The organism is Microbulbifer sp. MI-G (genome assembly GCF_030440425.1).
GTDB lineage: Bacteria > Pseudomonadota > Gammaproteobacteria > Pseudomonadales > Cellvibrionaceae > Microbulbifer > Microbulbifer spongiae.
On sequence record NZ_CP098023.1, the window covers coordinates 2479625 to 2502070 of the forward strand.

Sequence of the window (22446 nt, forward strand, 5' to 3'; positions counted from 1 at the left end):
CACCTCTAGTTCAGCCGCTCGATTTCCCCCTGGCGCAAATAGGGCACGCCGTTGACCTTCACAAACTCGCGCCCGGTCACTTCAAAGGTCACGGTGTGCATCAAACGCTCACTGTTCTGGCCGGCATTGAGCAGATCCGACAGGCGCAGCTTGCAGTCGAAGGCTTCGATATTCAGGGCTTCGTCGCTGGACTCCGCATTGAAAACCAGATCGAAGGTGGGCAGATCGCGGAAGCTGCCGGCCTCTTTGGCCGCGTCCAGAATCGTGGCGAACTCGCCGCTGTTTAATTTGAGTTCCCCCGTGGCCGACACCTCGCCCTCGATAAACCCGTCGGGCACCCCGCGGGTTTTTGTGGCCTCGGTGGCATCCTCTATGGACAGGCTGGCCTCATCGATATTGACGCGGTAACTGCCGATAGTGACATCGATATCGCGGCCGGATAATTTGGACATAACAAACACTCCCTTTAACGTTAATCCTGCGGTTTTGTTGTCATCGCCCCTACAAATTGACGGTACTCAAATCCAGCGCGATATTGGCCTCGATCTCCTTGGGGGCGTTGTAGGGGGTCACGCGCAAATAGATTTCCACCTTGTGCCGGGTCGGCCACACAATTTCGATATCGCCGTCCCTGGGCGCTTTTATTTCACCGGGAAACACGCTGGGACCGATTTTCACGCTGCGGGCCATGGCGCGCAGGGGCCGGGAGAAATAGGTTTTGTTGGAGGCAATGGAAATCGGGGTGCTGTTTAACAGGCGGTCGCCGATCCGGCTGATGGCCAGCAGGCGGATTTGCCGCGCGGCCTTGTCCACCACGCGCAGGTTTTCCATGACGCGGTAATCACCGCCCTCCGCGTCCAGCAAATTGCAGTCGCCCCAAAAGGTGCCGGGGTAATCCGCATAGGTTTGCGGTACAGACAACCGCAGCGCGTCCAGGCTCGCCAACAGGGCGTTGTCCAGGCCCACGCCGGCACTGTCGTTGGGCACCGATCCCAAAGACAGCAGCGGGCCTGTGGCCACGCGCATGGGCGTATCGGCAATACTCACCGCGCGGTTGCACAAGCGCCCCGCCAGCACGCCCAGATTATTGCCGTGCAACAGGGGCACCGCGGACACCCGATAGGCTTTGACGGGCTGCACCATAGCGGCCTGCGCGGCCAGGTAATCGCTCCAGGTCTGCTCGGTATCATCGATACCGGGGGTAGCGCTGAGGACTGCCAGGCGGCGCCCCTGGTCCGTGCGCACGGACTCGGCTTTGGCAAACGCGGTTTCCAGATCACTCGCCGACCCCGCCGGGGTACACAGTGCCACCAGTTCCGGAGACACACTGTGCAGGGCCAGATCCAGCGCATCCCGCCAATCGTCGTCCACCGTCATGGGCAGCGCCCAGGCTTGCCAGTTTTCACCGCCGTTGGCCTGGGCCGCGGCCACCTGGGTTTTCAATTGTGAATCATCACTGTCCAACAGCTGGTCCAGATCGGATTGGCTGTTCAGCGCAATTACCGTGTCCGTAACGTCTTCGGTGTTCGTGTCGCTGCTGACATGACCCACACCCAGAAACAAAGTCTTGCGTTCGATTTCATCAAAACTGCCCTGGCCCAGATTCAGGTTGTTGACGGTCACTTTTCCCAGTGCCATGGCCTTATCCTCGGTCAATGTGTATCGGTGGATTCGTTCTCGCAAGCGCGTATTCCCGTTGCATGCGTCCCAGTGTTTCATCAAAAATCCTATTGGTGAGCGCCTCGATCTCGCGCGCATTAGCGCCGAGAAAACTGCGCTCCGGCAGCGGGATCACCCAGCTTTTTTTCGACTGCCCGCCCTCGCGCATCTGTTTCAAAATCAGGCCCGCCTGGCCCTGGGTCATCTGCTCGGTAATCCAGCGCATGGTGGGCTTTTTCTTTTTGCCGCCTTTACGGCGCACCACAAAGCCCTCCCGCTTCAACGCCCGCGCCTGGCGTCGCGTGGCCGGCGCCTCGTAATCCGGCCTGCCGCGCAGCTTGTGCGCCTTGGCCGCGTTCCAGGTTTCGGGCACCCCGTGCTGGTGGGCATAGGCGATCTTGCCCGTCACGTTGGCGGCGTAACCGATCTCCGCGCCGCGGGTGTCGCTGTGCAGGCCCATGCGCTTGCTCATGCCCCGCAGCAGTTTGCGCTTGCCGCTGCGGGGTTTTGTGCGCGGTGCCCAAGTGCGACCGCGCAAATCTTTCTGTGCCCGCAGCCGCTTGCGGCTGTACACCCGCACCTTGCGTCCCAGGGTCGCCGCCAGTCGCCGGCGCTGGGCCGGCTTCAGCGCCAGCAGTTGCAGCTGCCGGCGCAGGGTCAGGTGTCCGCTGAGATCAAGGGTCGCGCGCATAGGGGGCATCCGTGGGCAGGGCCTTGTTGTCCCCCACCGCCACCTGCTCAGCACTGTCCACCGGCACCGGCGCCACCGCCCAGCGGGTGCCCCGGTAGGCGATGGGGCCGTTGTCGTCCGCCACCAGATCCACGTCCTCGGAAAAGCGGATGGTGATTTCCACATCCGCAGCGCGCTCGTCGATCACATCCACATCCACATCCGGTGCCGGCAGGTTCAACTCAAAGCGCGCGCCGTCCTGTTCCATCAGCCAGGTGGTCACCAGGGCGAACAGCAGCGCCGGATCACCGGCAAAGCGCTCAATCTGGATCACAGCGTCGTAAGACTGCCGGCACACCCGCAGGCCCTGGCCCAGGTGCTTGCTGGCAGGCTCCATCTGGCCGTTTTCCATCCAGCTGTGCAGTTGCTCCGAAGACACCAGATTGGCCGCCAGCAGGTGTGCGGTGATGGCGGTGAGTTTTTCCAAAGCCATCAGAGCAGCTCCGCGGTGATATTGGTGGTGATGCCGCGCAGGCGGCGCAGGGCCTGATCCGATTCCGCCCGGTACAGCTGTTCGGTCTGCAGGCTTTCCTTGGCCTGGTGCTCGCCCACCTCCCGGCGTGTCACCGTCGCGAACTGGCGAAAGGCCATGGCGGTGACCAGGGCGAACACCGCGCGCTGGTACTGCACCAGCAGCGCGCTTTTACCACCGATGATCGGTGCCGGCACTGCCGCCAGGGTGGAAAATCCTGCCCGCTGCCAGGTGTCCTGCTGTTGCGCCAGGCTGTCATTTACATCGATCATGGCCAGGCGCAGCAGGTGCTCCACTTTTGCCTGATCGTATTCCGCCGGTATCCGGTACATGCGCTGCAGATCCCCCAACACCAGATCCGGAAAAAACCCGTTGTTTTCCAGTGTGGTTGCCAAGTAGTGATCGGATTTGCCGGTGAAGCTCACTGTGCGCATACCTGTTTAAAAACGCGGTGCCAAGTGGTTTGCCTGATCGCACCGGGCGACAGACGCCCCACCGGCCCGCGCGGGTGGGGGAGTTGTTACAACGCCAATTGCCTTTTCAATTTTCCCAGCCAGGTTTTTACCCCGGCTTTTTCCGGGTTCACCGCCTGCGCCTTTTCCAGCCACTGCACCGCCGCCTTGGGCGCATCGTTGCGCTCCGCAAACATCGCCGCTAAACGGTACAGTTTGGTGCGCACAATAATGTGCGTGACCGGCCAGAGTTCCTGCTCCACGTTTTCCAGCACCTGCTCGAAATAGGGACTGGCACTGCGCTTGGCCATGTACTGGCGCTCGGCCCAGTCGTGCAGGGTTTCCGCCACAAAGGTGGGCAAATCGCGATTGAAGCGCGCCGGCAATTGTTGCTGCTGGGCAATAGCCAGTGCCGCCAGTTCTAAAGCCTGTTCGATATCCTCCACATCCAGCAGCCACACCAGGCAGTACACCAGCAGCGGGTTCGGATACTGGGCGCCGCTTTCGCGGTAACCTTTTACATGGGGCAGATACTTGGGCAGCAAATGGCGCTTGAGGGCGATTTTTTCCTGCACGTTCGCGCGCTCGGACAACAGTTGCAGATCCGCCTGCAGGGCCGCTGCAATCACGCTGCGATCCGGGCTGTGCGTCACATCGGTCTGCGCGCTCACGGTGGGGGCAGCGGCGCTGGCCTGTGCCGCCGCGCGGGCGCGGGCGCGCTGCTGGTGTTGCAAAGTAATAAACGGCATGGTGCAAACCCGGTTGATTGATCCTGTTAAAAAAAACCGCCGGCGCCTGCAAAAAAACGGCACCGGGGGAACCTGGGTGGCTTACGCCCAACCCCCGGCCCCGTCGGGCAGTCGCACATTGGCGAACTCCACCCCCGCGGCCTTTTCCTCGTCCTCGATCACATAGCCTTCGTTGACCGAGTTGAAATCCTCCACGCGGTTGCGCTTGTGGTTGTCGGCAACCGAGCGGCGCCAGCTGTCGCTCTGGTAATAAATGGAGAGATTGTCGAGGCTGGTAATTAAAATCCCCCGTGCCGGGAAAAAGGGGATATCGGTTTTCAGCGGCAGGCCGGCGTAGACCCGCGTCACCACGGCGGTTTCGATGCGCTCCTTTTCCGTGGGGGTTTGCCCCAGGGCCTTGTACAGGGCCGCTTTTTCCTCCGCCACCAGCTCCTCGCCCACAATCGCCACCAGATCCTGGGCACCGCGGTGCAGGGGATTGATCATCTGTTTTAGCGCATGTACGGCAGCGTCCAGATTCTCGAAATCCCCGCCGTGACCGATACGGATTTCACCTGCTGTGGCGGTGCCGGTGGAACCGTCAAACCACTGGGCACCGCCGTTGTACTCGCGCAGGAGCTGCAGCCAGCCCTTGTTCACATCCTCGCCGTTGGCATTGTCGGCGGGATTGGTCACCGCCGCGGCACTGGTGCCCACCCAGCCCACACGGATGCGCGCCAGGGCAATGGCCTTGCGCACCCATTTTCCGTAGCGCTCCTGAAAATCCGGAAACTTGGCCCAGGCATCGATGGTGCTCCACTTGATATGGGTGTCGAACTCGGTGGAAAAGAGTTCGTAGTCCTTGTTGCCCAGGGACAACACATCGCTGGTCTGGCGATCGTTGTTGTCGGTATCCGTGCGCTTGGGCACCAGGCCGGCAGCGGAGCCGATCACTTTCTGGCCCTTGATCTCATCCACCGGCACCACATTGATTTCCTGCAGGAAGCCGTCACTCTCGACGATCTTGTCCTGCAGTTCCTGGGCAATGGTGGGCACCACACTGAAGGAATCCGCCACCGACTCCACCCCGTAGGTGGCGGCCATGGCGATCAGCATGGCATTGAACAGTTGTTTGGTTTTCGGTTGCATGGCTTGTGTTTCCGTACAATAAAAAAGAGTGTGCGAGTGAAAAAAGGGATAACCGCTTACAGCACCCGCGGATGGCCGCCGTCGCCCGTCCCCTGGGGCACAATGGTGCCGGGGGTTTCGGTGTTGAGGGCCTTGTTGAATTGTTCGCCCAGGGCCTGAATCTGTTGCGACAGGGTTGCGAGTTCGGTCTGGCTTGTCGCTGCGGGATCACCCCCCTTGCCGAACTTTTCCGCCAGCGCGTCCACCCGCGCAAGCAGGGACTGGAATTCCTCTTGACTCACCGGAGCACTGACATCTGCACCGTTTTCGCCGCCTTGACGGTGATCACCGCCACTGGCTTCGGGCTGACCGGCAAAACGGTTTTCCAGCCGGGCAAATTGTTGCTGCAAACTTTCCAGCGCGGTTTTCAGGGTGTTGAATTGTTGCTCGTCCATGGGTTCGGCCTCTTGCGGTTCGGGTTCTGAGGGGGCATCCCTGCCAAACGACTGCAACAGGCGGCTGAGGAGCCCCTGGCTGTCTTCCAGTTCCAGCGCATCCAGCGCGATGGGCCTGGCAAAATAATTGTCCGGCTTCAGTGCGCGCTTGAATTGCAGTTCGGTGGTGCCCAGGCTGGCGGGGGAATCGGTCACGGCCAGGCCGGCCAGATAGGCTTTGCCGGTACCGGCAAACTCCGGCTGAATTTCAATACTGGTAAACAGTTTCTGGCCGTTGTTGTTAAGGAACAGTAATTCATCCGTGGGCGCCAATCGGGCAAACAGACACTGCCGGCCCTTGTCGTCCGCCCTCGCCTTCAGTGCCACCACCTTGCCCAGGTTGCCGAAAATACGGATATGCTCGTACCAGATATTCGCGGTGTATTCCGCGGGGTCATACCCCTCGGCCATATCCACAATATCCTGGGCCGGGATCTCGCGGCCATCCACGGTGGGACCGCTGGTGGCCACCTTGACCCAGTTGGTTGTGAGCTTTCGCGGCATCGAGATTTCCCCGTGTGTGTTGTCTGTTGGAATTCAACCAATGGGCGCGAGACTAAGGGCCGAAAACCGGGGAAACAAACCCTTTGATTTCTATCAATTCCTAAATCGCGAAAATAGAAATTGATAGAAATTTTGCCCCCTCGGCAACGGCGGCGAATTGCGTACACTGCCGCCCATGACCAGTTACCCGCAAGAAATCAAGATCGCCGCCAAGTTGCTCTGGCTGCGCCGACTGTCTGCAAAGGAGATTGCCGAGCAACTGAACCTGAACAATGCGCGGGTGGTGTACCAGTGGGCCGAGAAGGGCCAGTGGGAAGCCCTGCTGCAGCATGAAACCGTGGAGCAGGCCACGGCGCGGCGCCTGATTGCGCTGGCGGAAAAGCCCAACAAATCCGCTGAGGACTACAAAGAAATTGAAAAGCTCGGCAATCTGCTCGACAAACTGGCCGGCATCGACCTGAAAAAAGCGCGCACTGCCAGGGAAAAGGCCGCGGGCAGTCGTGGCGAAAGCGGTGGCAAAAGTAAAAAGCGCAAACCCAAAAACGATATCAGCGAGATCACACCGGAGCAACTGGAGGAAATCCGCAAGGAACTCTTCTTTGAATACCAGCACCGCTGGCACGCCAACAAAAACCAGCGCACCCGCTTTATCCTCAAAAGCCGCCAGATCGGCGCCACCTATTATTTTGCCTGGGAAGCGTTCGAGGACGCCATTGTCAGTGGCGACAACCAAGTATTCCTGTCCGCCAGCCGCAGCCAGGCGGAGATTTTCAAAGCCTATATTCTCCGCTTCGCCAGCCAATACTTCGGGATCGAATTAAAGGGCGCGGACTTTATCGCCCTGTCCAATGGTGCCGAGCTGCGCTTTGTCTCCACCAATGGCCGCACCGCAATGGGCTACCACGGCCATCTCTACGTGGATGAGGTGTTCTGGATTCCCGATTTCGAACGTCTCAACAAACTTGCCAGCGGCATGGCGTCGCAGAAAAAGTGGCGCAAAACCTACTTCTCCACACCGTCCGTAAAGAGCCACGGTGCCTATCCCATGTGGAGCGGCGAGCGCTACAACGAGCGGCGCAAAACCAAAGTGGAATTTGAACTGAGCCGCGAGGCGTTGAACCGCGGACTGCTGGGGCCGGATAAGATCTGGCGCAATATGGTGACCCTGGAGGATGCCGCGGAGCAAGGTTGCGACCTGTTCGATATCGACGAATTGCGCAACGAGTACAGCGAGGCCGAATTTAACAACCTGTTTATGTGCGCCTTCCTGGAAGCGGGACTATCCGTTTTCAACCTCAACGATCTGCTCGCCGCCGCGGTGGACACCAATGTAATCTGGGTGGACTTTCATGCGAAACAGAAACGCCCCTACGGCAACCACCCGGTCTGGATCGGTTACGACCCCTCCCGCAGTGGCGACGGTGCCGCCATTGTGGTGGTGGCGCCACCGCTCAAGGAGGGGGACAAATTCCGGGTATTGGAAAAAATTGTCCTGCGCAACCGCGCCTGGCAGTACCAGGCCAACCGGATACGGGAACTGACGGAAAAATACAATGTGCAGTTTATCGGTATCGACTGCACCGGCCCCGGCCACGGCGTGTTCGAGATGGTGCAGAATTTCTTTCCCCGCGCCACACCCATTCACTACGGCCTGGAAACCAAAACCGCCCTGGTGCTCAAGACCCAGGATGTGGTGGAAAGCCAGCGCATCCAATGGGACGCCGAGCACACGGATATTCCCCAGGCGTTTTTACAGATCCACCAGACCACCACCGGCAAGGACCAGATCACCTATGCCGCCAACCGCACCAGCACCACCGGCCACGCGGATGTGGCCTGGGCGGTGATGCACGCGCTCAGCAACGAACCTTTGAACCGCAACCGGCGCAAGTCCACCTGGGCCTTCGCCGCTTAACCGGACCTCGCCATGAAAAAACGCAAGCGCAGATACCACCGCAAAACAAAGACGTCGCAGCCAGCGGCAGCAAGCGGAAACAGCCCCAGGGTGTTCAGCTTTGGCGATCCGGAACCGGTGCTGGACAACAACCTGGCCGATTACCTGGGCACCTTTCTGGAGCCCCACGGCGACTACTATATCCCGCCGGTGTCCCTGAGGGGGCTGATGAAACTGCTCGGCGCCAGTGCCTACCACGGCACCATCCCCTACTTTAAGCGCAATATGCTGCGCAAATGGTATATTGCCAACGAAGTGCTCCCGCCCGAAGACCTGGCCAATGCCGGCTTTGATCACGCCGTGTTCGGGCACTGTTATTTCCAGAAAATTCTCAACCCCTTTGGCCAGGTACTGCGCCTGCAACACCTGCCCGCCCTGAATATGCGCCGCCGCAAGGAAGCGGACCGCTACTGCCTGCTGCAACCCAACGGCGACAACCCGGTACTGTTCGCCCCCGGCGAGGTGATCCAGCTCAAGGAGTACGACCCCAAGCAACAGATCTACGGCAGGCCCCAGTATCTCGGCGGTGTGCAGGCGGTGTTACTGAACGAAGACAGCACCCTGTTCCGGCGCAAGTATTACCGCAATGGCGCCCATATGGGCTATGTCTTCTATACCGCCGATAAAAACCTGAGCGCGGAAGACGAACAGCTGATCAAGGAACAGGTGCGCCAGAGCAAGGGGGCGGGCAACTTCCGCTCCCTGTTTGTGAATATTCCGGACGGCAAGGAAAAGTCGGTGCAGATTATCCCGGTGGGGGAGATTGCCACCAAAGATGAATTCGAGCGGGTCAAGAATTTAAGCCGCAACGATGTAATCAGTATGTGGCGCATCCAGCCCGTACTGGCGGGTGTGATGCCGGAAAACGTGGGCGGCTTCGGCGATATCGAAAAGATCAGCCGCGTCTACTACGAAAACGAGGTGGTACCGATGCAGGACGTGTTTCTGGCTTTGAATGCCCACCTGCCCCAGGGGCGCAGGATTCAGTTTTCAAAACCGGAATTTCCATCAAACGCATAATATTTACCTCTCAAAAGGTAATCCCGTGGTAAACTTTCTTTATGGGCCTTGGGAGGACGACCAATGCGCGTGAAATGTGAGGCTTGCGGACACAAGGCAATCATTAACAGCAGAAACGAGATTGACCCGAAAGTGATCGATCTCTACTGCACCTGCACCAACCCCCAGTGCGGGCACTATTTCGTGGCAAAGCTCACCTTCAGCCACTCCATTTCCCCCTCCCGCTATCAGGCGCGACTGGCAACGGTGGATTTTCTGCGCTCACTACCGCCCCTGGAACAGCAGGAACTGCTCAAACAGGTGCACAAGACCGGCTAACAACGCGCTGCGATTGCTTCACCCGGTGCGCCGGTATTACTCCCTATCTCTGATCAAACGCCGGAGTTTCCTGCTCACTAATTTCTCAATGGATAAACCCACCAGCAGCATCCCCAAACCCACCAGCAATACATCGGCACTCAGGGCTGGGGACAGCAAAAGGCCACAGAGCACCGCGGCTATACCTGCCAGGAGGGTAAGGATCACCCGTACAAGATTATCTTTTTTCAGGTCCGCAATCAGCGCGGCTTGATGTTGATCCAGCCATCTTTTCTTTGTGTGTGAAAAGCTATCCATTGATTTAACGCTTATAAGACAAAGTAAGCAGTGAGCCTGTTATTGTTGAACGCGACCGGCCCAGGGTTTTCCCTGGGTATTCAAGCGCCCTCGCCTTTTTATTGGCACCCTGTGGTTATCTGCCCCACTTCCTGAACACGGGCGCGAATCAGGTCCATCAATACATAACAGCCCGCCCGCGCATCCGGGTTTAACGTATTGGGGTCCCCCACAAAGGTATACTGCACCAGCGCCAGCAGTTTATCGGTTTCTGATAAACCCTCGCGCAGTGTGAACTCCAGGGGCGCCCGTGCCTCTACGCGGGCATCTATTAGGTTAGAGAGTGATTCCTTAGCGGCGACTTCCTTTTCTATTGCCATAGCTCAACCCTGCCTGTCTTACTGAAACTGTCATTTCCATGATGTGTAACTAACAGAACTATTTAGCAATAAATAATGCACAACGTAAATACCCGAGATGGGGATACGCCCTAACAAGGGTCGAAATATTCGCTGGATTCCCTAATGATCACAATTCGCCTTTTCTTTTACCGTTTTTGCCATAATTCACATGTACTCGGGCCAAGGTGGTATGCACACGTTTTCACCGGCAAGGCATTGACCCACCGCTTACAAGTCCGAAACAATGCGCTCTCGAAAATGGAATTCAGCCACCAGGTAATCCCGGCCGCGTTATTAATGGACTGGTGTAACGCCCTGCAAGTTTCCCTGCAAGCCCTCACGCTCGCAGACGAACGCGATGATCGTGTACAAGTATTGCCTGCCCGCTATGCACAAGGGTACGCCCAACTGGGTATCCCCCAGCGGCGTTGGGTATTGGCGCATCTGGTGCTTGTGGCACAGTGGGAACCAGAAGCGCGACCCGAATAGCGGGTAGTTCGCAAAGGGCGGCCAAAAAATGATCACCTGCTGTTATGCTCTGCTGGTGATGCTTGAGGATTTGAGGCCAGGGTGTGCTGGGAGTTCGATGGGTTGGTGTGTTTTTGCGTCAATTTTTGGTTGGTGAGAAAATACACTCGTGTGTATGCGGACCCGCATATATGGTGGTGTGTGGGGGCGGGTTAGGAATTCAACTTTATCGATTCTGCCATTTCTCTCTCAGAACCAAGTAATGCATACAAGTATTCACTTTTCCACATACCTTTGAAAAATATATTTTTGTGAAAATGAGCCTCTCTTCTGAAGTCTAACTTCTCCAGTAAACGATAAGATGCCACATTTTCAGTATCCAGTATGGCAATGACTCTATGTTTGTTCAGTGCGCTTAAGAAATTTTTTATTCGCGCTTTCGAATTATCTTTTCTACACGAGCGATAGCCATAGATTCTATTTCTTCCAATGGCAATTTCATAAAGTCTACACCCTTTATTTCTACTTCAAATTGTCCATCTACTGTGCCTTCATCAGTATCATTCTTGGTTCCAACAGCAACATACAATACAGGTGATGTCGTTAAGCTTATAACTCGTTTAACACTTGTAATAAAAAGTTTCATAGCTTTAAGCTCTATTTACCGTTAAATTATTTTAATTTGACGATTTGTTCTTTCAAATCAGCAGTGGCTATTTTCGCATCTGCAATCTCAAGACTCAAGTCAGCCAGCACATTTTTTTATTTCTGTTTCATTAATGTTTTTTGATATTTCTCTTAACCGTGTAATCAGAGTAAGAGAATTATTGATTGGTAAAATTATGTCCATGATGCATCCTTTGGTATTTAACGTTCGCATAATAGGCATGAGCTTGAGAGCGTCCTGACTAACGTGCTTGTTAGTGCTTTAATATCGCACATACTAGCTTGTTACCTAAGTAATCTTGGATTGAGTTTGGCGCTGGGTTATCAATATATTCGGTAATTGCAATGGCTTGACCAACTACAACTTCCCAAGGCTTATTACTTTCAATGATTCCCATCAAGTCATTTCTTATTTTCTTTAAATTAAACATCTTACGATCATAGCCTTCATCTCTAAATGTGGCCATAACTTGATGATGGGAATGATGATCATTATTTGAAATCCATACTTCGATTTTTGACTTAAGTGTTTCCCAATCTATTTCTAGCTTTGCTAAAGATTCATCTGCGAGAAGCAAGTTTTCTGCTGCTCTGCATGATAGGCGCATCCTGACAACTGGGGGAGTATCATTTATATCTTCTTCACCATCATCCCTATCCCTTAATGAAAAAGCTTTAGCGGAATCATAAATAGAATTTATTATTCTTGACACTTGGGTTTCGTATTTATTTAATTGGTCGATACTGTCTACTGCACAGGGGTATATCTTGAGAGATCCCTTCGATGTGCGAATTGCCTGCTGCCAAATCCTTTCATCATCTTCCCCTTCAACTAATAGGATAGGTGATTCATTAAATAAATTGGATAACGGATGAGCACCAAAAATCGGAAGTATTCGTCTATATGTCTCTGAAACTACTTTAAAATCAATCTCCGTTTGGTTAGGTAAAATAAACTCTATTGATACTCCCGGATACGATTCAAATGCAGCCAAGAACGATGTGCTATGTGTGGCCATAACAACTTTAAAATTATTTTCCTCTACTAGCTCTCTGAGAAACATTGCGAGACGCACTTGTAAATCAGGATGTAAATGCGCATCTGGTTCATCTAGAAAGAGGATATTTTCCTCTCCGTCAACGCTTTCCTTTGCAAATACCAGACACTCTATGCCTAGGGCGATTAGTTCTGATTCACCACTGCTTATTGCATCTGGCTCAATCTTTGAATTATCAGCTTGATTATAAATATTAAAATCTGATCCTTCACGTCGAATTTCTATGTTATCAAGTAATGTATTAATTGCGTCTACAATTGATTGAAATGTATATTCATGATTATCCCTTATCTTTGGATTTTGTTCAATTTCACGAAGGCTTAAAAGTTCAAGATTTCTGAATTGTAAGACAGTTTGCTGTTTAAACTGGGAAAATTGATTTCTCCTGAGTTCCCCTGACAACCAATAAGGGTTGTTGACTGTATTCTGCTCTATGCTGGGATCATATTTAAGAGCGCCACCTCTTTCAGGAGTGATATATTTTGAATTCTTAACTTCCTCGCCACTTTCTAATGCTTGTTGAACTTTCTTTAGCGCAGTACTTTTACCACAGCCATTTTTCCCAAGAACAACGTTTATCTTATTTAGTTTTTTTAGTGAATACCCATTTTTATTGATCAAATCCATTCGCTAACTTCTCGATTGCATGGTACTTAAACTTATATATTGGTCACCGTGACCACTATTATTCTGATTACTATCTCAGATAGCAATTCTGCACCACTTAGTTAAAATTTATGATAAAAATCAAATAACTAAACAGAAGTGATACAATCGTATAAAATAGAAAACGGCCATCAAGACCACCACCCCCGGAATAGATCAGTATTTGTAACTCTCTATATTTATTTGTTTTACCAGCACAATCCCCACGCACGCAAAAATTAAATTCATCGGTTTGTTCGTTGTGATGCGTATTAAGCCTCATGCTTTGACACTGTCTTAATAATTTCCGGAATCTCATTGTACGTTTCATACCAAATAATTTTTACGCCCAGCTCCTTCATTAACTCTTCATTTAAAGTATGATGACGCTGCAAAAATCTTTCTGCAGACTTTGTATTCTTAATAACCTTTGATTCATTTTCACCAATATTTACATAGCAGAACTCACTTGAAGAAAGCCTTTTAATAAAAGCAAAATGTTTACTTCGTTCAATATTTTTTGAAGATATATCCAGTAATCGCCTTAGATTTGGATCTGTCATTGACAGACCTATCATGAGGCAGTTGCTTTCTCTAAATGAGTTTAGCTGAACAAGATTTGACCAGTGATAAGATTCGGAGTAAATCTGATGATAACCCTCCTCTGAGAAGACCAGTGTGGAGTTATCTAAGTCATCATATGACTTCCTATCTTCCGGCAGGAACCCATGAACATGATAGACAGGAAGCTCATCTGGATCATAATTTTCATTGTTGGTATAAATACATCTATGTAATATAGAATTTTTGATTAGCTGCCTCTCAAGTAAATCATCAAAATTATAGGTGACAACAGACTTAACTTTAGCTCCTGTTCGCCTTGGAAGACACATTGAAGCTATCGATTTTAATAGAGCTGAATCGACAGGAAAATTGACACTTCGTAATTTGTACAGATTTTTAGTAACAGCCTCTATGAACTCCTTTGCTTCGCCATCACTTTTTGACAATCCTTTCCGGAGATATCTCGCAGCCATCAATGCGGAAGGCTCATCAATGCTATTTAGTCTATCAACAAGGTCACCTATATCTTTATCCCCCATCGCAGTATCCCCATCAAATTCTTGCGTAAGATAAGTGACGAACAAAGAATTTAGTAATGTGCTCCAATTCGGCATTCCCGCGCTACTTGAAACTCCTGCACCTAAGAATAAAGAAAACTGACCTTTTTTATAGCAGAACTTTAAATTATCTATTATTTCTTCTCGCTCTTTTTTCCAATCCTTAACTGGATTCGATATAGCGGATGACAACCTCAAAGAAAAAAGATTACCGGAAATTTGATTTACTAATTTTCTGTTCTTTGCCGCCACGCTATTAAGGTCAGCAGGACCCCAGAATACCACCTTGAAAGGCAGTTGATTCCTTTCTGCCCCTTTACGAAAGTTAGATAATAATATTTTTGGGATTGGTTTAGCAGAAATAATTAAAACATTATTGAACTTATTTTTCGAGTACTCATTTTGGATCAGAGGCAGTATAACCTCTTTGAAATTCCGAAACCAAACCCTAGGTAAATTAAATACAATTTCAATTAAAGTAGGTCCATCAAAATCGTCAAATCCATCAGGTGCAAATGCATCTCCAACTCTTCCCAATTTATTTGAAAATGAAAATTTCTTATTATCCTTTTCTATATGCCCCTTTAAAAGATGCCGGACAAAAGTTTCGAAATAGTAATAACTCTTTGGACCACCCTCACCAATTTTATCAATAACGTCATCAACTATCATTTTACTTATCTTCTTATGAAAAATTAACGACCACAACGCTAGAAAATTAAAGTGTAGAAAAAATTTGGGCTGCGTGATTATGATTATTATTCATTTTTTCGAGTAAACTTAGACTCAACATGCTTTATGCTAATCAATTTCATTTTCGTAAATCGCTGGTTCACTGAAATGTTTGACTGCCAGAAAATATTAAAAAATATTTCATGAGTAAACTCATATTTTTCATTATCCCAACCAGACTCACATTCATATTCTTGATGAACTCTTATCTTGGAAAGCCATATAAACGTATGGTCGTTTTCAATTTTTTGAAATTGTGGATTCCCATCTATTCCAAAATATCTTGGTGAAACTGATTTCCAATCGTAATCTGAGTCGAAATCCGCTTCAGAATCCTCCGACATTAAAGTTTGTGGATTTTTAAATTTATTAGCAAACTTATTTTTTATTTGACCACTTAGATCAAGCTTGTATACAAGACTGTTTTTATCTCCAGATTTAAAGAACTTTTTGGCAGCCTTTTTCACTACAGACTTAATAAATGTCTGCTCTAGACTCTCCTTCTCTAATCTTAAATTAGCTTCGAAATCAACAAGTGACTCGAAAGCAATAAATGTTTCATCTTCTTGGAGCCTTTTCTCTGACGCCTCTCTAAGCAAGCCATCATTTGTGATAAATACAATTTTATTCTCCAGATCATTTTCACAATAAGAAACTACCGTTTCCAATATTAGTGCATCCCTAAATCCTTTTTCTAGACTCTCTTTCTTTGGATCATAAGAGAATGGTGGAATTCTCCAAATTGAAGAGTGAACTATATTACTCCAATCAATCTCATTAATCGGTGTTGAAATTTCTTTATAATTTTTAGAATTTGCCCATGAGAGAAAGCGCTTCTTGATCTCCCTTCGCAGCCTGCTTTCGGTAACCCTATGTGAGTAGGATTTCCCAGTATATTTAGAAAGCCGACCAAATGAATCGTTTACTCTAGATAGGGTTTTCAGTGCGGAGGTCGTTTGCTGAAATAATACTTCACCAATAACAACTTCGGGTAACATTAATTTCAAATTGGCTTCTATCGCATGCTCTGACCAAAATTTATCAAAATCTGGATGAACCACGTTGGATTTATCTTGGTCAAACAGAATATTTGTATCGACAATTACAGCACGCGGAGCAATTTTCTCTTTAACTATTGTTGACATGCAGGATATTCATTGTTGTGACTGATATTTATATAGTGGTCTCCGCAACCAATATTATCCTGATTGCTAACTCGGAATCAATTCTGCGTCACCTACTCAAAATTTTTAAATTTACACCAGGCTACTACACAGAGTTGATACAATCGTACAAAGTAGAAAACGGTTATCGAAACCACCATTCCGGAACAGGCCAGTATTTGTCACACCCTATATTTACTCGCTTTACCAGCACAACCTCCACACACGCAAAAAAATACAAAGGGCGGCCACCGCCGCCCTCACTGGTTATCATTAGTGGCGTTTAGCAGTCGTCAACAGCTCGCGAATCTGGCAAATGATCTGGTTGAGCCCCAGTTGTGCCTTGGGGTTCAGCTCCAGGGTGCCATTGCCGGGACTCACCGCAGCGGCAACAAAATACAGCCGCGCGCAGGCGTCCTCCATACGGTCCCGCAGGGCCAGGGTTTCCAGGGAGTTGTCGAAGTTGGTTTCGTGAACAAAGCCCACGGTATTCCCTTTCGGGCCTTGGATAAACAGGCCATCGCCCTCGGTAAAGTGGGCGTACTGGGTGGGGGAAAGCCGCAGCTCATGATCCGCCGGGGCGGATTGGGGTTGACGTTTTGACATGATTGCCTCCGTTGGTTTTAAGGTAGCGCGACCACCAACTGAGAACTGGTGGCCGGGTGTCACTCTCGGCCCAACGGAGCCGCCACGGATATTTCCCTTTCGGGTATTCTATTCCCCGTTGTCCACCCGGCCAAAACCCGACCGTACTGCACAGGACGATACTGCAGGCACAAAAAAACCAGCACTAACGAGGCTGGGGCGGAAACCGCCGTTGGTTTTGAGAGTGCCCACAGTATTTGCCACTGTCATTTCACTTGTCAACCTTTACGGTATTCTGTGGATTTTAGCGCCTTTTCCCTGCGCCGACGTGTCGCTGCAATCATGATCTCCCCTCCCCTTGGTGCGCCACCAAGGCAAAGCCGCGCCCCTTGCGGATTAAATCACCACTGGCCATAAGAAAATCGAACACGGGTTTCACCACCAGATTGCCGCCGCGCACGGCCCGGTTGATCTGGCGCAATACCGGGCGCCGGCCAAACTCACCACGGCGGATACGGGTGGCCAGTTCCGTTTGCTGCGGGTTCAGCTCGGAAGTGCGTTTGGCGTTATTTACAACCGTTTGTTGCGGCTCAACGGTGGGCGCTAAACGTTTAGAAATTGGCGTTGAACGTTTAACGCTCTGGCCTGAACGTTTAGAAATGGAGTCTGAACGTTCAACGTCCTCGGCTAAACGTTTAGAAGTTGGGGCTAAACCTTCAGCGTCCTCCGCTAAACGTTTAGAAGTTGAGGCTAAACGTTCAACGCTCTGGCCTGAACGTTTAGGGGGTGTGGTTGAACGTTCAACGCTGGGAGCTAAACGTTTAGAAGCTGGGGCTGAACGTTCAATCCGGGCGCTGAACGTTCCTGAACCATTAAACGCAAGCAGCGCAACCAGGCCAACCACATCTGTCACAATGGCCAACGCCAGCAGGCCGCCCTGCTGCAGCGCTGCGGGGTTGATATGGATCAGCGCTGCAAGATTGGCAAAGGCGGCCTGGGCGCTGTCTGTGGCCGGCACACGCAGGGTGTTGAGCTGGGCCAGCACCTGATTGCGCTGCTGCTCCAGTGCCGCCAACCGTTCAACCGTTTTCAACGCCCGCTGCCGGTAGCCGTTCTTTGCGTCGGTTTTGATGACACTGTTTAGGCTGGTGATTTGCTGTTCAATACTGGTCAGCTTCTGTGTAAACGTTTGGTATTCCACACTGCCTTGAACGTTCAACTGTTGTTGCTGGGCAGTATGGCCGGCCAGAAACCCCACCGTGGCCGCAATACTGATCACCACCAGCAACGGCCAGAGCAACAGCAGCACATAGCCCAGCGCGCGCCCCTGGGCCCGCAGCCACAATCCAAAAGGCGCGAATGCAAACTTGCACAGCTCCAGCGCACAGGCGGTTAATCCCGCCACCAGCTTTCCAGCCTCCCCGGCGGGAATAGAAATCCACAGGCCCACCGAAAACACCAGCGAGGTACCGCAGAAAATCAGCGCCGCCAGGCCAATCACATAGCGCCAGAACGTCATCACACCGCCTCCCCGTTCAGGGGCCGGTAACGATTACCCGCTTTTACAAACAGGCAAAGGTCATCAAGGCGGTACTGTTCACCATTCCCGCTGACACGATAACTGTCCGTGGTGTCGAGGATTGTCACCGGGAACGGCAGCGCCCGCCGGGGCGGGTTCTGATAGAAGTATCTGGAGTCTTCGCGGATCACCGCATAAAGCTGGGTGCTCATGGCTGTTTTCTCCTTAAACAAACTTGGGGGGCGTATCCCTCTCAAAAACCGGGCACAACGGGCACAAGGCGTCTTTTTCTTTCCTATATCTAGGAACCATGCGGCCTGCAGCCATATTTCCTTGTGCCCACTGTTTGGGCACAGATGGGCACAAGGTTTTTGGGAAATCGCTGCAGCCCCCGTGGTTACTGGCTTTGCGGACAATCCGGCCTGTGCCCACTTTTTGAAAATTTTGGGCACTTGTGCCCTTCTCGCTGTGCCCACCTGTGCCCACTCTGTGCCCATGTTTGTGCCCATCGATATCTCTATGTAACTTATTGATTTAGTGTGTTTTTATTACTATTTTCTAAATCTCTTCCACTTGTGCCCGGTTTTTCAAGGGTACCCGCCCCCTAAAACAACCCGCCTACTTCGGGCAAAAAAAACACAAATCGAATATTCATTGGCCAGTCCCGCCGCTCTTCCGAAATACCCAGCACCTGGGGAATGAACCCTGGTCCCGCCTTGATCTGACCTTTTTGCAATTCTCAAACGGATAACGCTGACTGGTGGGCAGCAGCTGCTTGAGTTCGGCCACCGGCACCAGCTCCTGGCCCCGTTTGCGGCAATGCTCCAGGTACTCATTGAGGTTGATGGCGATTAAGGCGGGGTCGATGCTGTGGTTCAGGCGCTCGATGGGGAGGTCCCGTTCACCGTCCTGATCATCGATGTGCATCACCTGGTCATTGATAAAGTGGTAGGTATCCCAGAACTGCTCCACGATGGGGTGATCATTATTGAGGCGGCGTTGGCGGTCGCGGGCGCGTTCCTGTAAATGCGCTTGTACTGCACGGAGCAGATCGCCACTGCAGGCCGGCAGCAAGACCTGCAGGGCGTCCACCGCGGCCATCAATTGCGCGTGACAGTCGATCACGCGGCCCTGGGTAATGCCGCCGTCAGCACTGAGGGTTTCCCGGTGGCGGTCAAAGGCGGCAAAAAACCGGGCCAGCCAGGCATCCTCGCAGGTCAGCGCGCGGTGCAGGTAGCCGGCCAGGTTTTTTACTGACTCGCGCTTGAGACGATCGGCCAGGGGGCGGTTCTCGGGGCGTTTGTGAGCAGTGGTGCAGTGCAGATGCACAATGCGCGAGAGCATCGCAGCGGAAGCCTGTACCGTGGCGTTCTGGCTGATCACCAGGGTGCCGCGAAACAGGCGGTCGTGGGTTTTGTTGTCATTGGTCTTAACGCCGCGGGAGTCGATCACCCCGTCCAGGTCATAGACCTTTTTGAAAATGTCCCAGTCGAAGGATTTGCCCGGTCTGCCGCCGGTGCTGCCGTTGGTTTCACGGTCGCTTTCAATCACCACCACCGGCAGGTTGCTGACCTTGCCCAGTTGTCGCCCGTAGCTGGAAATGGAAGTGCTGAGCAGATCCACCCCTTCGTAGTTGTCGCGCCCCAACAACTTCCAGAGAAAGCGGAGTAACGTGGACTTGCCCGCGTCCGCTTCCCCGGTGAGTTCCAGGAAATGAAACGCCTGGTGTTGCTCCTTGATCTGGCGGGCAAACAGGCTGGCGGTAAAGTAAGCCAGCGCGGCAATTCCGTTGAAATGAAATACCGTAACGAAATCTGACCACCAACTACTGCTGAATTGGTCGCTGTGGCACACCGGCATATCTTCAAAGGTGGTTTTAATGGCGGTGTCGCCCAACTGCAAAAAACCGTGCGCATTGGCGGGCAAAAATTTTCCCTGACGATAGCCAAAGCCGGGGAAAATATAAGTGCCGGAATCCTCGTCAAAGCCCATATGCGGTAAAGTGGTCACACGGGCCACCTCCCCATCCAGCCAGCGCGCCTTGAGAATTTTTAAATCGCCCGCTCCACCCTCGAAGCTGCCGCCATCGGTATGGGACAACAGCGCGAGGCCAAAGGCGCGGGGGTCGGACAAGGCATTGGGGGAGAAGGCCCCCAGATAATTGCGTTTGCTACCGGCTTTTTGTATCTGGAAAAAGTAACGCCGCTCGCCGGTCAGGCGGTCGATCTCGGTATATTGAAATTCCGGTACACAGTTGGAAATCTGCTCGACTTTGGTGGCCTGGTTGAAGGCATCCCAGGAAAAATCCCAATCGAATGGGTCGTTATCATTGGCCTTGTTAAACTCCTCCAGGGAGAACCTAGCGGCATAGAGCCTGTCGCCGTGGGCAATCACGGTTTTGCCAAAGGGCTTCCAGCCATACAGCGCATAAGCTTTGCGCTTGGGGGATTGCGCAATAAATACCCGTCCCCGCCACTGGCATTCCTCAAGAGTTGAATCGTTGAGCCGCTTTTCCCGGTACAGGTCATCCCAGTCTTTGCGGCTGCCGGTCTGCAGGACTTCGGCCCTTTCATTCCGGTCTTTGAGTTCTCTGTAATACTTGGCAACGTGCTTGCGCGCACCGGGCTCGTCGTCATAGGCCAGACACCAGGTAATCCCCTGGCCTTTATTCTTTTCGATCAGCGCCCGCGGCAGGTTGGAACAGCTGAAGGCCGCCACAGCATTATAGCCAGCCAGAGTCATGGCGATGCAGTGGAAAATGCCTTCAACAATGAATATCTTGTCTTCTGGCTGGATTTCCTGCCCTGGTGGTGCCCAGTGTTTTCCCCTACTGCTACCGCCTTTTTTAAAGTGCGCTTTTTGGCCCGCCTTCTCCACATGGGCTTTATCAATAATCCGTTCCCAGTAGTACTCCTTGCCGCCGTACAGATAGAAGCGCACGGTTTCGGCCCAGGTACTGTCCGGCAATCTGTAAAACCCCTGGTCAAACCAGTCTTCAATATCCGCCGTGGGAAAGCCGCGCTGGATGGACAGATAGGCCCTGGCGGTGGCCTTGGGGTCTTCGTCACTGGAGGGGAAACGCTTGGAGAAGTTTTCAAAGAGATCCGGATAGCGGTCGCGGACCCGCTCCTGGTAGCCGCATTTGTCCTCGCGATCGCAGCGCAACACAATCGGCTTTTCGGCGCTGATCCAGACCGTCTTGCGTTCACACTTGGGGCAGGTTCCTTCCCGGTAGATATTGGACGTGGCCTTGAGGACGAGGCTAAGCGCCCCGTCCCCCTCCAGTGCCGCCACCACATCCCGGTTAATCTGGGTGTAGTCCATGGGAACTCCGATACTGGATGGATTAGTAACAGGAAGTTCCGTTCTGTTGGGCCTGGCACTGACGGACCAGCTCGGCCACATCGACCAAGACAAGGCGGCCAATATATCTGTGCGGCAGGTTGCCCCTGTCCAGCTGTGCCTCCACCTGCTGCTCACGCAATCCCGAAGCCTTGGCAAAAGCGTCTTTCGTCATAATTGGGCTGGGAAACAGATGCAGCTCACGCCAAGTAAGCAGGGCCACATTCACTAAAGCCAGGCGGCCTACATGAAACATCGGCAGATTGCCGCGCTCCAACTGCCCGCGTATCTGGGCTTCCCGTAGGCCGGATGCGGCGGAGAATTTATCGCGGGTCATTACCGGGCTGGCCAGTAATACTGGGGGGGTTTTAACAATATGATTTGAGTTCTTACGCGTAATTGATGGCATCATTTGCTTTGCTCCATGTGAATGTCAATTTATACAAGCCAACAAATACTATTTACACATTAATCTGTATGTCAATACTTTTTACATATTAATATGTATTATTTATTTATGTAATAGCACGTAATACCTTTTTGTATCGTTTACATGTAATTATTAGATTGTTGTGTTGTAACAGTTACTTTCAGGCATGTATAAACAGCCACATCCGTGCATCGGCCAAGAAAGGATGAGCCGGTGCAGTACAGCAGGTTAAAAATGATCAAAAGGTGATGAAAAATGCGGTTAAGGGCTGGAGAGCGATTAAAAGCAATTCGGGAATTGATGGGGCTAACAAGGGAAGAGTTTGCGAATTTGCTGGGCCTGGACATGATAAGGATCTCAAATATAGAGCAGAAAAGAGCCAAGGTGGCAGAAGAGGAATATGAAAAAGTGGGCCAGCGATTTCCTGAGTTAATTCCGTACCTTGCCTATGAGGGAGATATTGTTCTTGCTGACCTAAAGGAGAGCGATGAAAAATTATGCGCCTTAGTGGCCGCAAAAATCGATGCCGGGCAAATTCCACGCGGGTTTCATCTTGAAAAGAACCTGAAGTGATTTGCTAT

The 22446-nt window shown here is 51.9% G+C and carries 24 protein-coding genes; 5 read left to right on the top strand and 19 right to left on the bottom strand.

Annotated elements, in window-relative coordinates; genetic code table 11:
• Nucleotides 1-5: 5 nt before the first annotated feature.
• The 8 genes from M8T91_RS10400 to M8T91_RS10435 all read right to left on the bottom strand — a co-directional run bounded on the left by M8T91_RS10400 (nucleotide 6) and on the right by M8T91_RS10435 (nucleotide 6167).
• The gene (locus M8T91_RS10400; RefSeq protein WP_301414070.1) at nucleotides 6-452 is read right to left on the bottom strand and encodes a phage protein; all 447 of its coding nucleotides are present in this window, start codon (nucleotides 450-452) and stop codon (nucleotides 6-8) included.
• A gap of 49 nt (nucleotides 453-501) precedes the next feature.
• Nucleotides 502-1683: a DUF2586 domain-containing protein gene (locus M8T91_RS10405; protein ID WP_301414072.1), complete on the bottom strand. Its 1182-nt coding sequence runs from the start codon at nucleotides 1681-1683 to the stop codon at nucleotides 502-504.
• The gene (locus M8T91_RS10410; protein ID WP_301414074.1) at nucleotides 1643-2350 is read right to left on the bottom strand and encodes a phage virion morphogenesis protein; all 708 of its coding nucleotides are present in this window, start codon (nucleotides 2348-2350) and stop codon (nucleotides 1643-1645) included. Before M8T91_RS10410 ends, M8T91_RS10405 begins: the two co-directional genes overlap by 41 nt.
• Entirely contained in the window at nucleotides 2334-2822 is a 489-nt protein-coding gene (locus M8T91_RS10415; RefSeq protein ID WP_301414076.1) for a phage tail protein, read from the bottom strand. Before M8T91_RS10415 ends, M8T91_RS10410 begins: the two co-directional genes overlap by 17 nt.
• The gene (locus M8T91_RS10420; protein WP_301414077.1) at nucleotides 2822-3295 is read right to left on the bottom strand and encodes a head completion/stabilization protein; all 474 of its coding nucleotides are present in this window, start codon (nucleotides 3293-3295) and stop codon (nucleotides 2822-2824) included. The genes M8T91_RS10415 and M8T91_RS10420 overlap by 1 nt, the downstream gene beginning before the upstream one ends.
• Before the next feature lie 86 nt (nucleotides 3296-3381).
• The gene (gene gpM / locus M8T91_RS10425; protein WP_301414079.1) at nucleotides 3382-4062 is read right to left on the bottom strand and encodes a phage terminase small subunit; all 681 of its coding nucleotides are present in this window, start codon (nucleotides 4060-4062) and stop codon (nucleotides 3382-3384) included.
• 81 nt (nucleotides 4063-4143) lie between these two features.
• Nucleotides 4144-5190 (bottom strand): phage major capsid protein, P2 family, encoded by a 1047-nt coding sequence (locus tag M8T91_RS10430; protein ID WP_301414081.1) that lies wholly within the window; start codon nucleotides 5188-5190, stop codon nucleotides 4144-4146.
• A 56-nt stretch (nucleotides 5191-5246) separates the two neighbouring features.
• A complete protein-coding gene (locus tag M8T91_RS10435; RefSeq protein ID WP_301414083.1) occupies nucleotides 5247-6167 on the bottom strand; it encodes a GPO family capsid scaffolding protein in 921 nt (306 codons plus the stop codon).
• 157 nt (nucleotides 6168-6324) lie between these two features.
• Here M8T91_RS10435 and M8T91_RS10440 point away from each other — a divergent pair, with 157 nt between their 5' ends.
• The 3 genes from M8T91_RS10440 (at nucleotide 6325) to M8T91_RS10450 (ending at nucleotide 9459) form a co-directional block, all read left to right on the top strand.
• Nucleotides 6325-8082 (top strand): terminase large subunit domain-containing protein, encoded by a 1758-nt coding sequence (locus tag M8T91_RS10440; RefSeq protein WP_301414085.1) that lies wholly within the window; start codon nucleotides 6325-6327, stop codon nucleotides 8080-8082.
• A 12-nt stretch (nucleotides 8083-8094) separates the two neighbouring features.
• On the top strand, nucleotides 8095-9141 hold the full coding sequence (locus M8T91_RS10445; protein WP_301414086.1) for a phage portal protein: 1047 nt from the start codon (nucleotides 8095-8097) through the stop codon (nucleotides 9139-9141).
• Between the two features lie 63 nt (nucleotides 9142-9204).
• Nucleotides 9205-9459 carry an Ogr/Delta-like zinc finger protein gene (locus tag M8T91_RS10450; RefSeq protein WP_301414088.1) on the top strand — a complete coding sequence of 85 codons (255 nt, stop codon included), beginning with the start codon at nucleotides 9205-9207 and terminating at the stop codon, nucleotides 9457-9459.
• A 36-nt stretch (nucleotides 9460-9495) separates the two neighbouring features.
• On the opposite strand, the gene M8T91_RS10455 is transcribed toward M8T91_RS10450, so the two are convergent.
• Both M8T91_RS10455 and M8T91_RS10460 read right to left on the bottom strand, forming a co-directional pair.
• Nucleotides 9496-9756, bottom strand: coding sequence for a hypothetical protein (locus M8T91_RS10455; protein WP_301414090.1), 261 nt, complete (start codon nucleotides 9754-9756; stop codon nucleotides 9496-9498).
• A 98-nt stretch (nucleotides 9757-9854) separates the two neighbouring features.
• Nucleotides 9855-10115 carry a hypothetical protein gene (locus M8T91_RS10460; RefSeq protein ID WP_301414091.1) on the bottom strand — a complete coding sequence of 87 codons (261 nt, stop codon included), beginning with the start codon at nucleotides 10113-10115 and terminating at the stop codon, nucleotides 9855-9857.
• Between the two features lie 144 nt (nucleotides 10116-10259).
• On the opposite strand from M8T91_RS10460, the gene M8T91_RS10465 reads away from it, so the two are divergent.
• Complete coding sequence (locus tag M8T91_RS10465) at nucleotides 10260-10625, top strand: hypothetical protein (RefSeq protein WP_301414093.1); 366 nt, start codon at nucleotides 10260-10262, stop codon at nucleotides 10623-10625.
• Nucleotides 10626-11031: 406 nt separating this feature from the next.
• On the opposite strand, the gene M8T91_RS10470 is transcribed toward M8T91_RS10465, so the two are convergent.
• The 9 genes from M8T91_RS10470 to M8T91_RS10510 all read right to left on the bottom strand — a co-directional run bounded on the left by M8T91_RS10470 (nucleotide 11032) and on the right by M8T91_RS10510 (nucleotide 21847).
• Nucleotides 11032-11250, bottom strand: coding sequence for a hypothetical protein (locus tag M8T91_RS10470; RefSeq protein ID WP_301414095.1), 219 nt, complete (start codon nucleotides 11248-11250; stop codon nucleotides 11032-11034).
• Between the two features lie 274 nt (nucleotides 11251-11524).
• Nucleotides 11525-12955: an ATP-dependent nuclease gene (locus tag M8T91_RS10475; RefSeq protein WP_301414097.1), complete on the bottom strand. Its 1431-nt coding sequence runs from the start codon at nucleotides 12953-12955 to the stop codon at nucleotides 11525-11527.
• A 290-nt stretch (nucleotides 12956-13245) separates the two neighbouring features.
• Nucleotides 13246-14766 carry an SIR2 family protein gene (locus tag M8T91_RS10480; RefSeq protein WP_301414098.1) on the bottom strand — a complete coding sequence of 507 codons (1521 nt, stop codon included), beginning with the start codon at nucleotides 14764-14766 and terminating at the stop codon, nucleotides 13246-13248.
• A gap of 86 nt (nucleotides 14767-14852) precedes the next feature.
• Nucleotides 14853-15971: a PIN domain-containing protein gene (locus M8T91_RS10485; protein ID WP_301414099.1), complete on the bottom strand. Its 1119-nt coding sequence runs from the start codon at nucleotides 15969-15971 to the stop codon at nucleotides 14853-14855.
• Between the two features lie 291 nt (nucleotides 15972-16262).
• The gene (locus tag M8T91_RS10490) at nucleotides 16263-16595 is read right to left on the bottom strand and encodes a hypothetical protein (protein ID WP_301414101.1); all 333 of its coding nucleotides are present in this window, start codon (nucleotides 16593-16595) and stop codon (nucleotides 16263-16265) included.
• A gap of 319 nt (nucleotides 16596-16914) precedes the next feature.
• The gene (locus tag M8T91_RS10495; protein ID WP_301414103.1) at nucleotides 16915-18093 is read right to left on the bottom strand and encodes a hypothetical protein; all 1179 of its coding nucleotides are present in this window, start codon (nucleotides 18091-18093) and stop codon (nucleotides 16915-16917) included.
• On the bottom strand, nucleotides 18093-18305 hold the full coding sequence (locus M8T91_RS10500) for a hypothetical protein (protein WP_301414105.1): 213 nt from the start codon (nucleotides 18303-18305) through the stop codon (nucleotides 18093-18095). Before M8T91_RS10500 ends, M8T91_RS10495 begins: the two co-directional genes overlap by 1 nt.
• Before the next feature lie 439 nt (nucleotides 18306-18744).
• Nucleotides 18745-21417, bottom strand: a complete 2673-nt coding sequence (locus tag M8T91_RS10505; RefSeq protein WP_301414107.1) for a hypothetical protein — start codon at nucleotides 21415-21417, stop codon at nucleotides 18745-18747.
• Between the two features lie 22 nt (nucleotides 21418-21439).
• Entirely contained in the window at nucleotides 21440-21847 is a 408-nt protein-coding gene (locus M8T91_RS10510) for a hypothetical protein (protein ID WP_301414108.1), read from the bottom strand.
• Between the two features lie 273 nt (nucleotides 21848-22120).
• On the opposite strand from M8T91_RS10510, the gene M8T91_RS10515 reads away from it, so the two are divergent.
• Nucleotides 22121-22438, top strand: coding sequence for a helix-turn-helix domain-containing protein (locus M8T91_RS10515; protein WP_301414110.1), 318 nt, complete (start codon nucleotides 22121-22123; stop codon nucleotides 22436-22438).
• Nucleotides 22439-22446: the final 8 nt, after the last annotated feature.

Bases quoted from the DNA above. Each gene is read 5' to 3' on its own strand.
- M8T91_RS10410 (WP_301414074.1), bottom strand. From the start codon at position 2,350: ATGCGCGCGACCCTTGATCTCAGCGGACACCTGACCCTGCGCCGGCAG.
- M8T91_RS10485 (WP_301414099.1), bottom strand. From the start codon at position 15,971: ATGTCAACAATAGTTAAAGAGAAAATTGCTCCGCGTGCTGTAATTGTC.
- M8T91_RS10455 (WP_301414090.1), bottom strand. From the start codon at position 9,756: ATGGATAGCTTTTCACACACAAAGAAAAGATGGCTGGATCAACATCAA.
- M8T91_RS10460 (WP_301414091.1), bottom strand. From the start codon at position 10,115: ATGGCAATAGAAAAGGAAGTCGCCGCTAAGGAATCACTCTCTAACCTA.
- M8T91_RS10470 (WP_301414095.1), bottom strand. From the start codon at position 11,250: ATGAAACTTTTTATTACAAGTGTTAAACGAGTTATAAGCTTAACGACA.
- M8T91_RS10450 (WP_301414088.1), top strand. From the start codon at position 9,205: ATGCGCGTGAAATGTGAGGCTTGCGGACACAAGGCAATCATTAACAGC.
- M8T91_RS10420 (WP_301414077.1), bottom strand. From the start codon at position 3,295: ATGCGCACAGTGAGCTTCACCGGCAAATCCGATCACTACTTGGCAACC.
- M8T91_RS10435 (WP_301414083.1), bottom strand. From the start codon at position 6,167: ATGCCGCGAAAGCTCACAACCAACTGGGTCAAGGTGGCCACCAGCGGT.
- M8T91_RS10445 (WP_301414086.1), top strand. From the start codon at position 8,095: ATGAAAAAACGCAAGCGCAGATACCACCGCAAAACAAAGACGTCGCAG.
- M8T91_RS10465 (WP_301414093.1), top strand. From the start codon at position 10,260: ATGATCACAATTCGCCTTTTCTTTTACCGTTTTTGCCATAATTCACAT.
- M8T91_RS10480 (WP_301414098.1), bottom strand. From the start codon at position 14,766: ATGATAGTTGATGACGTTATTGATAAAATTGGTGAGGGTGGTCCAAAG.
- M8T91_RS10505 (WP_301414107.1), bottom strand. From the start codon at position 21,417: ATGGACTACACCCAGATTAACCGGGATGTGGTGGCGGCACTGGAGGGG.
- M8T91_RS10430 (WP_301414081.1), bottom strand. From the start codon at position 5,190: ATGCAACCGAAAACCAAACAACTGTTCAATGCCATGCTGATCGCCATG.
- M8T91_RS10415 (WP_301414076.1), bottom strand. From the start codon at position 2,822: ATGGCTTTGGAAAAACTCACCGCCATCACCGCACACCTGCTGGCGGCC.
- M8T91_RS10475 (WP_301414097.1), bottom strand. From the start codon at position 12,955: ATGGATTTGATCAATAAAAATGGGTATTCACTAAAAAAACTAAATAAG.
- M8T91_RS10490 (WP_301414101.1), bottom strand. From the start codon at position 16,595: ATGTCAAAACGTCAACCCCAATCCGCCCCGGCGGATCATGAGCTGCGG.
- M8T91_RS10500 (WP_301414105.1), bottom strand. From the start codon at position 18,305: ATGAGCACCCAGCTTTATGCGGTGATCCGCGAAGACTCCAGATACTTC.
- M8T91_RS10400 (WP_301414070.1), bottom strand. From the start codon at position 452: ATGTCCAAATTATCCGGCCGCGATATCGATGTCACTATCGGCAGTTAC.
- gpM (WP_301414079.1), bottom strand. From the start codon at position 4,062: ATGCCGTTTATTACTTTGCAACACCAGCAGCGCGCCCGCGCCCGCGCG.
- M8T91_RS10495 (WP_301414103.1), bottom strand. From the start codon at position 18,093: ATGACGTTCTGGCGCTATGTGATTGGCCTGGCGGCGCTGATTTTCTGC.
- M8T91_RS10515 (WP_301414110.1), top strand. From the start codon at position 22,121: ATGCGGTTAAGGGCTGGAGAGCGATTAAAAGCAATTCGGGAATTGATG.
- M8T91_RS10510 (WP_301414108.1), bottom strand. From the start codon at position 21,847: ATGATGCCATCAATTACGCGTAAGAACTCAAATCATATTGTTAAAACC.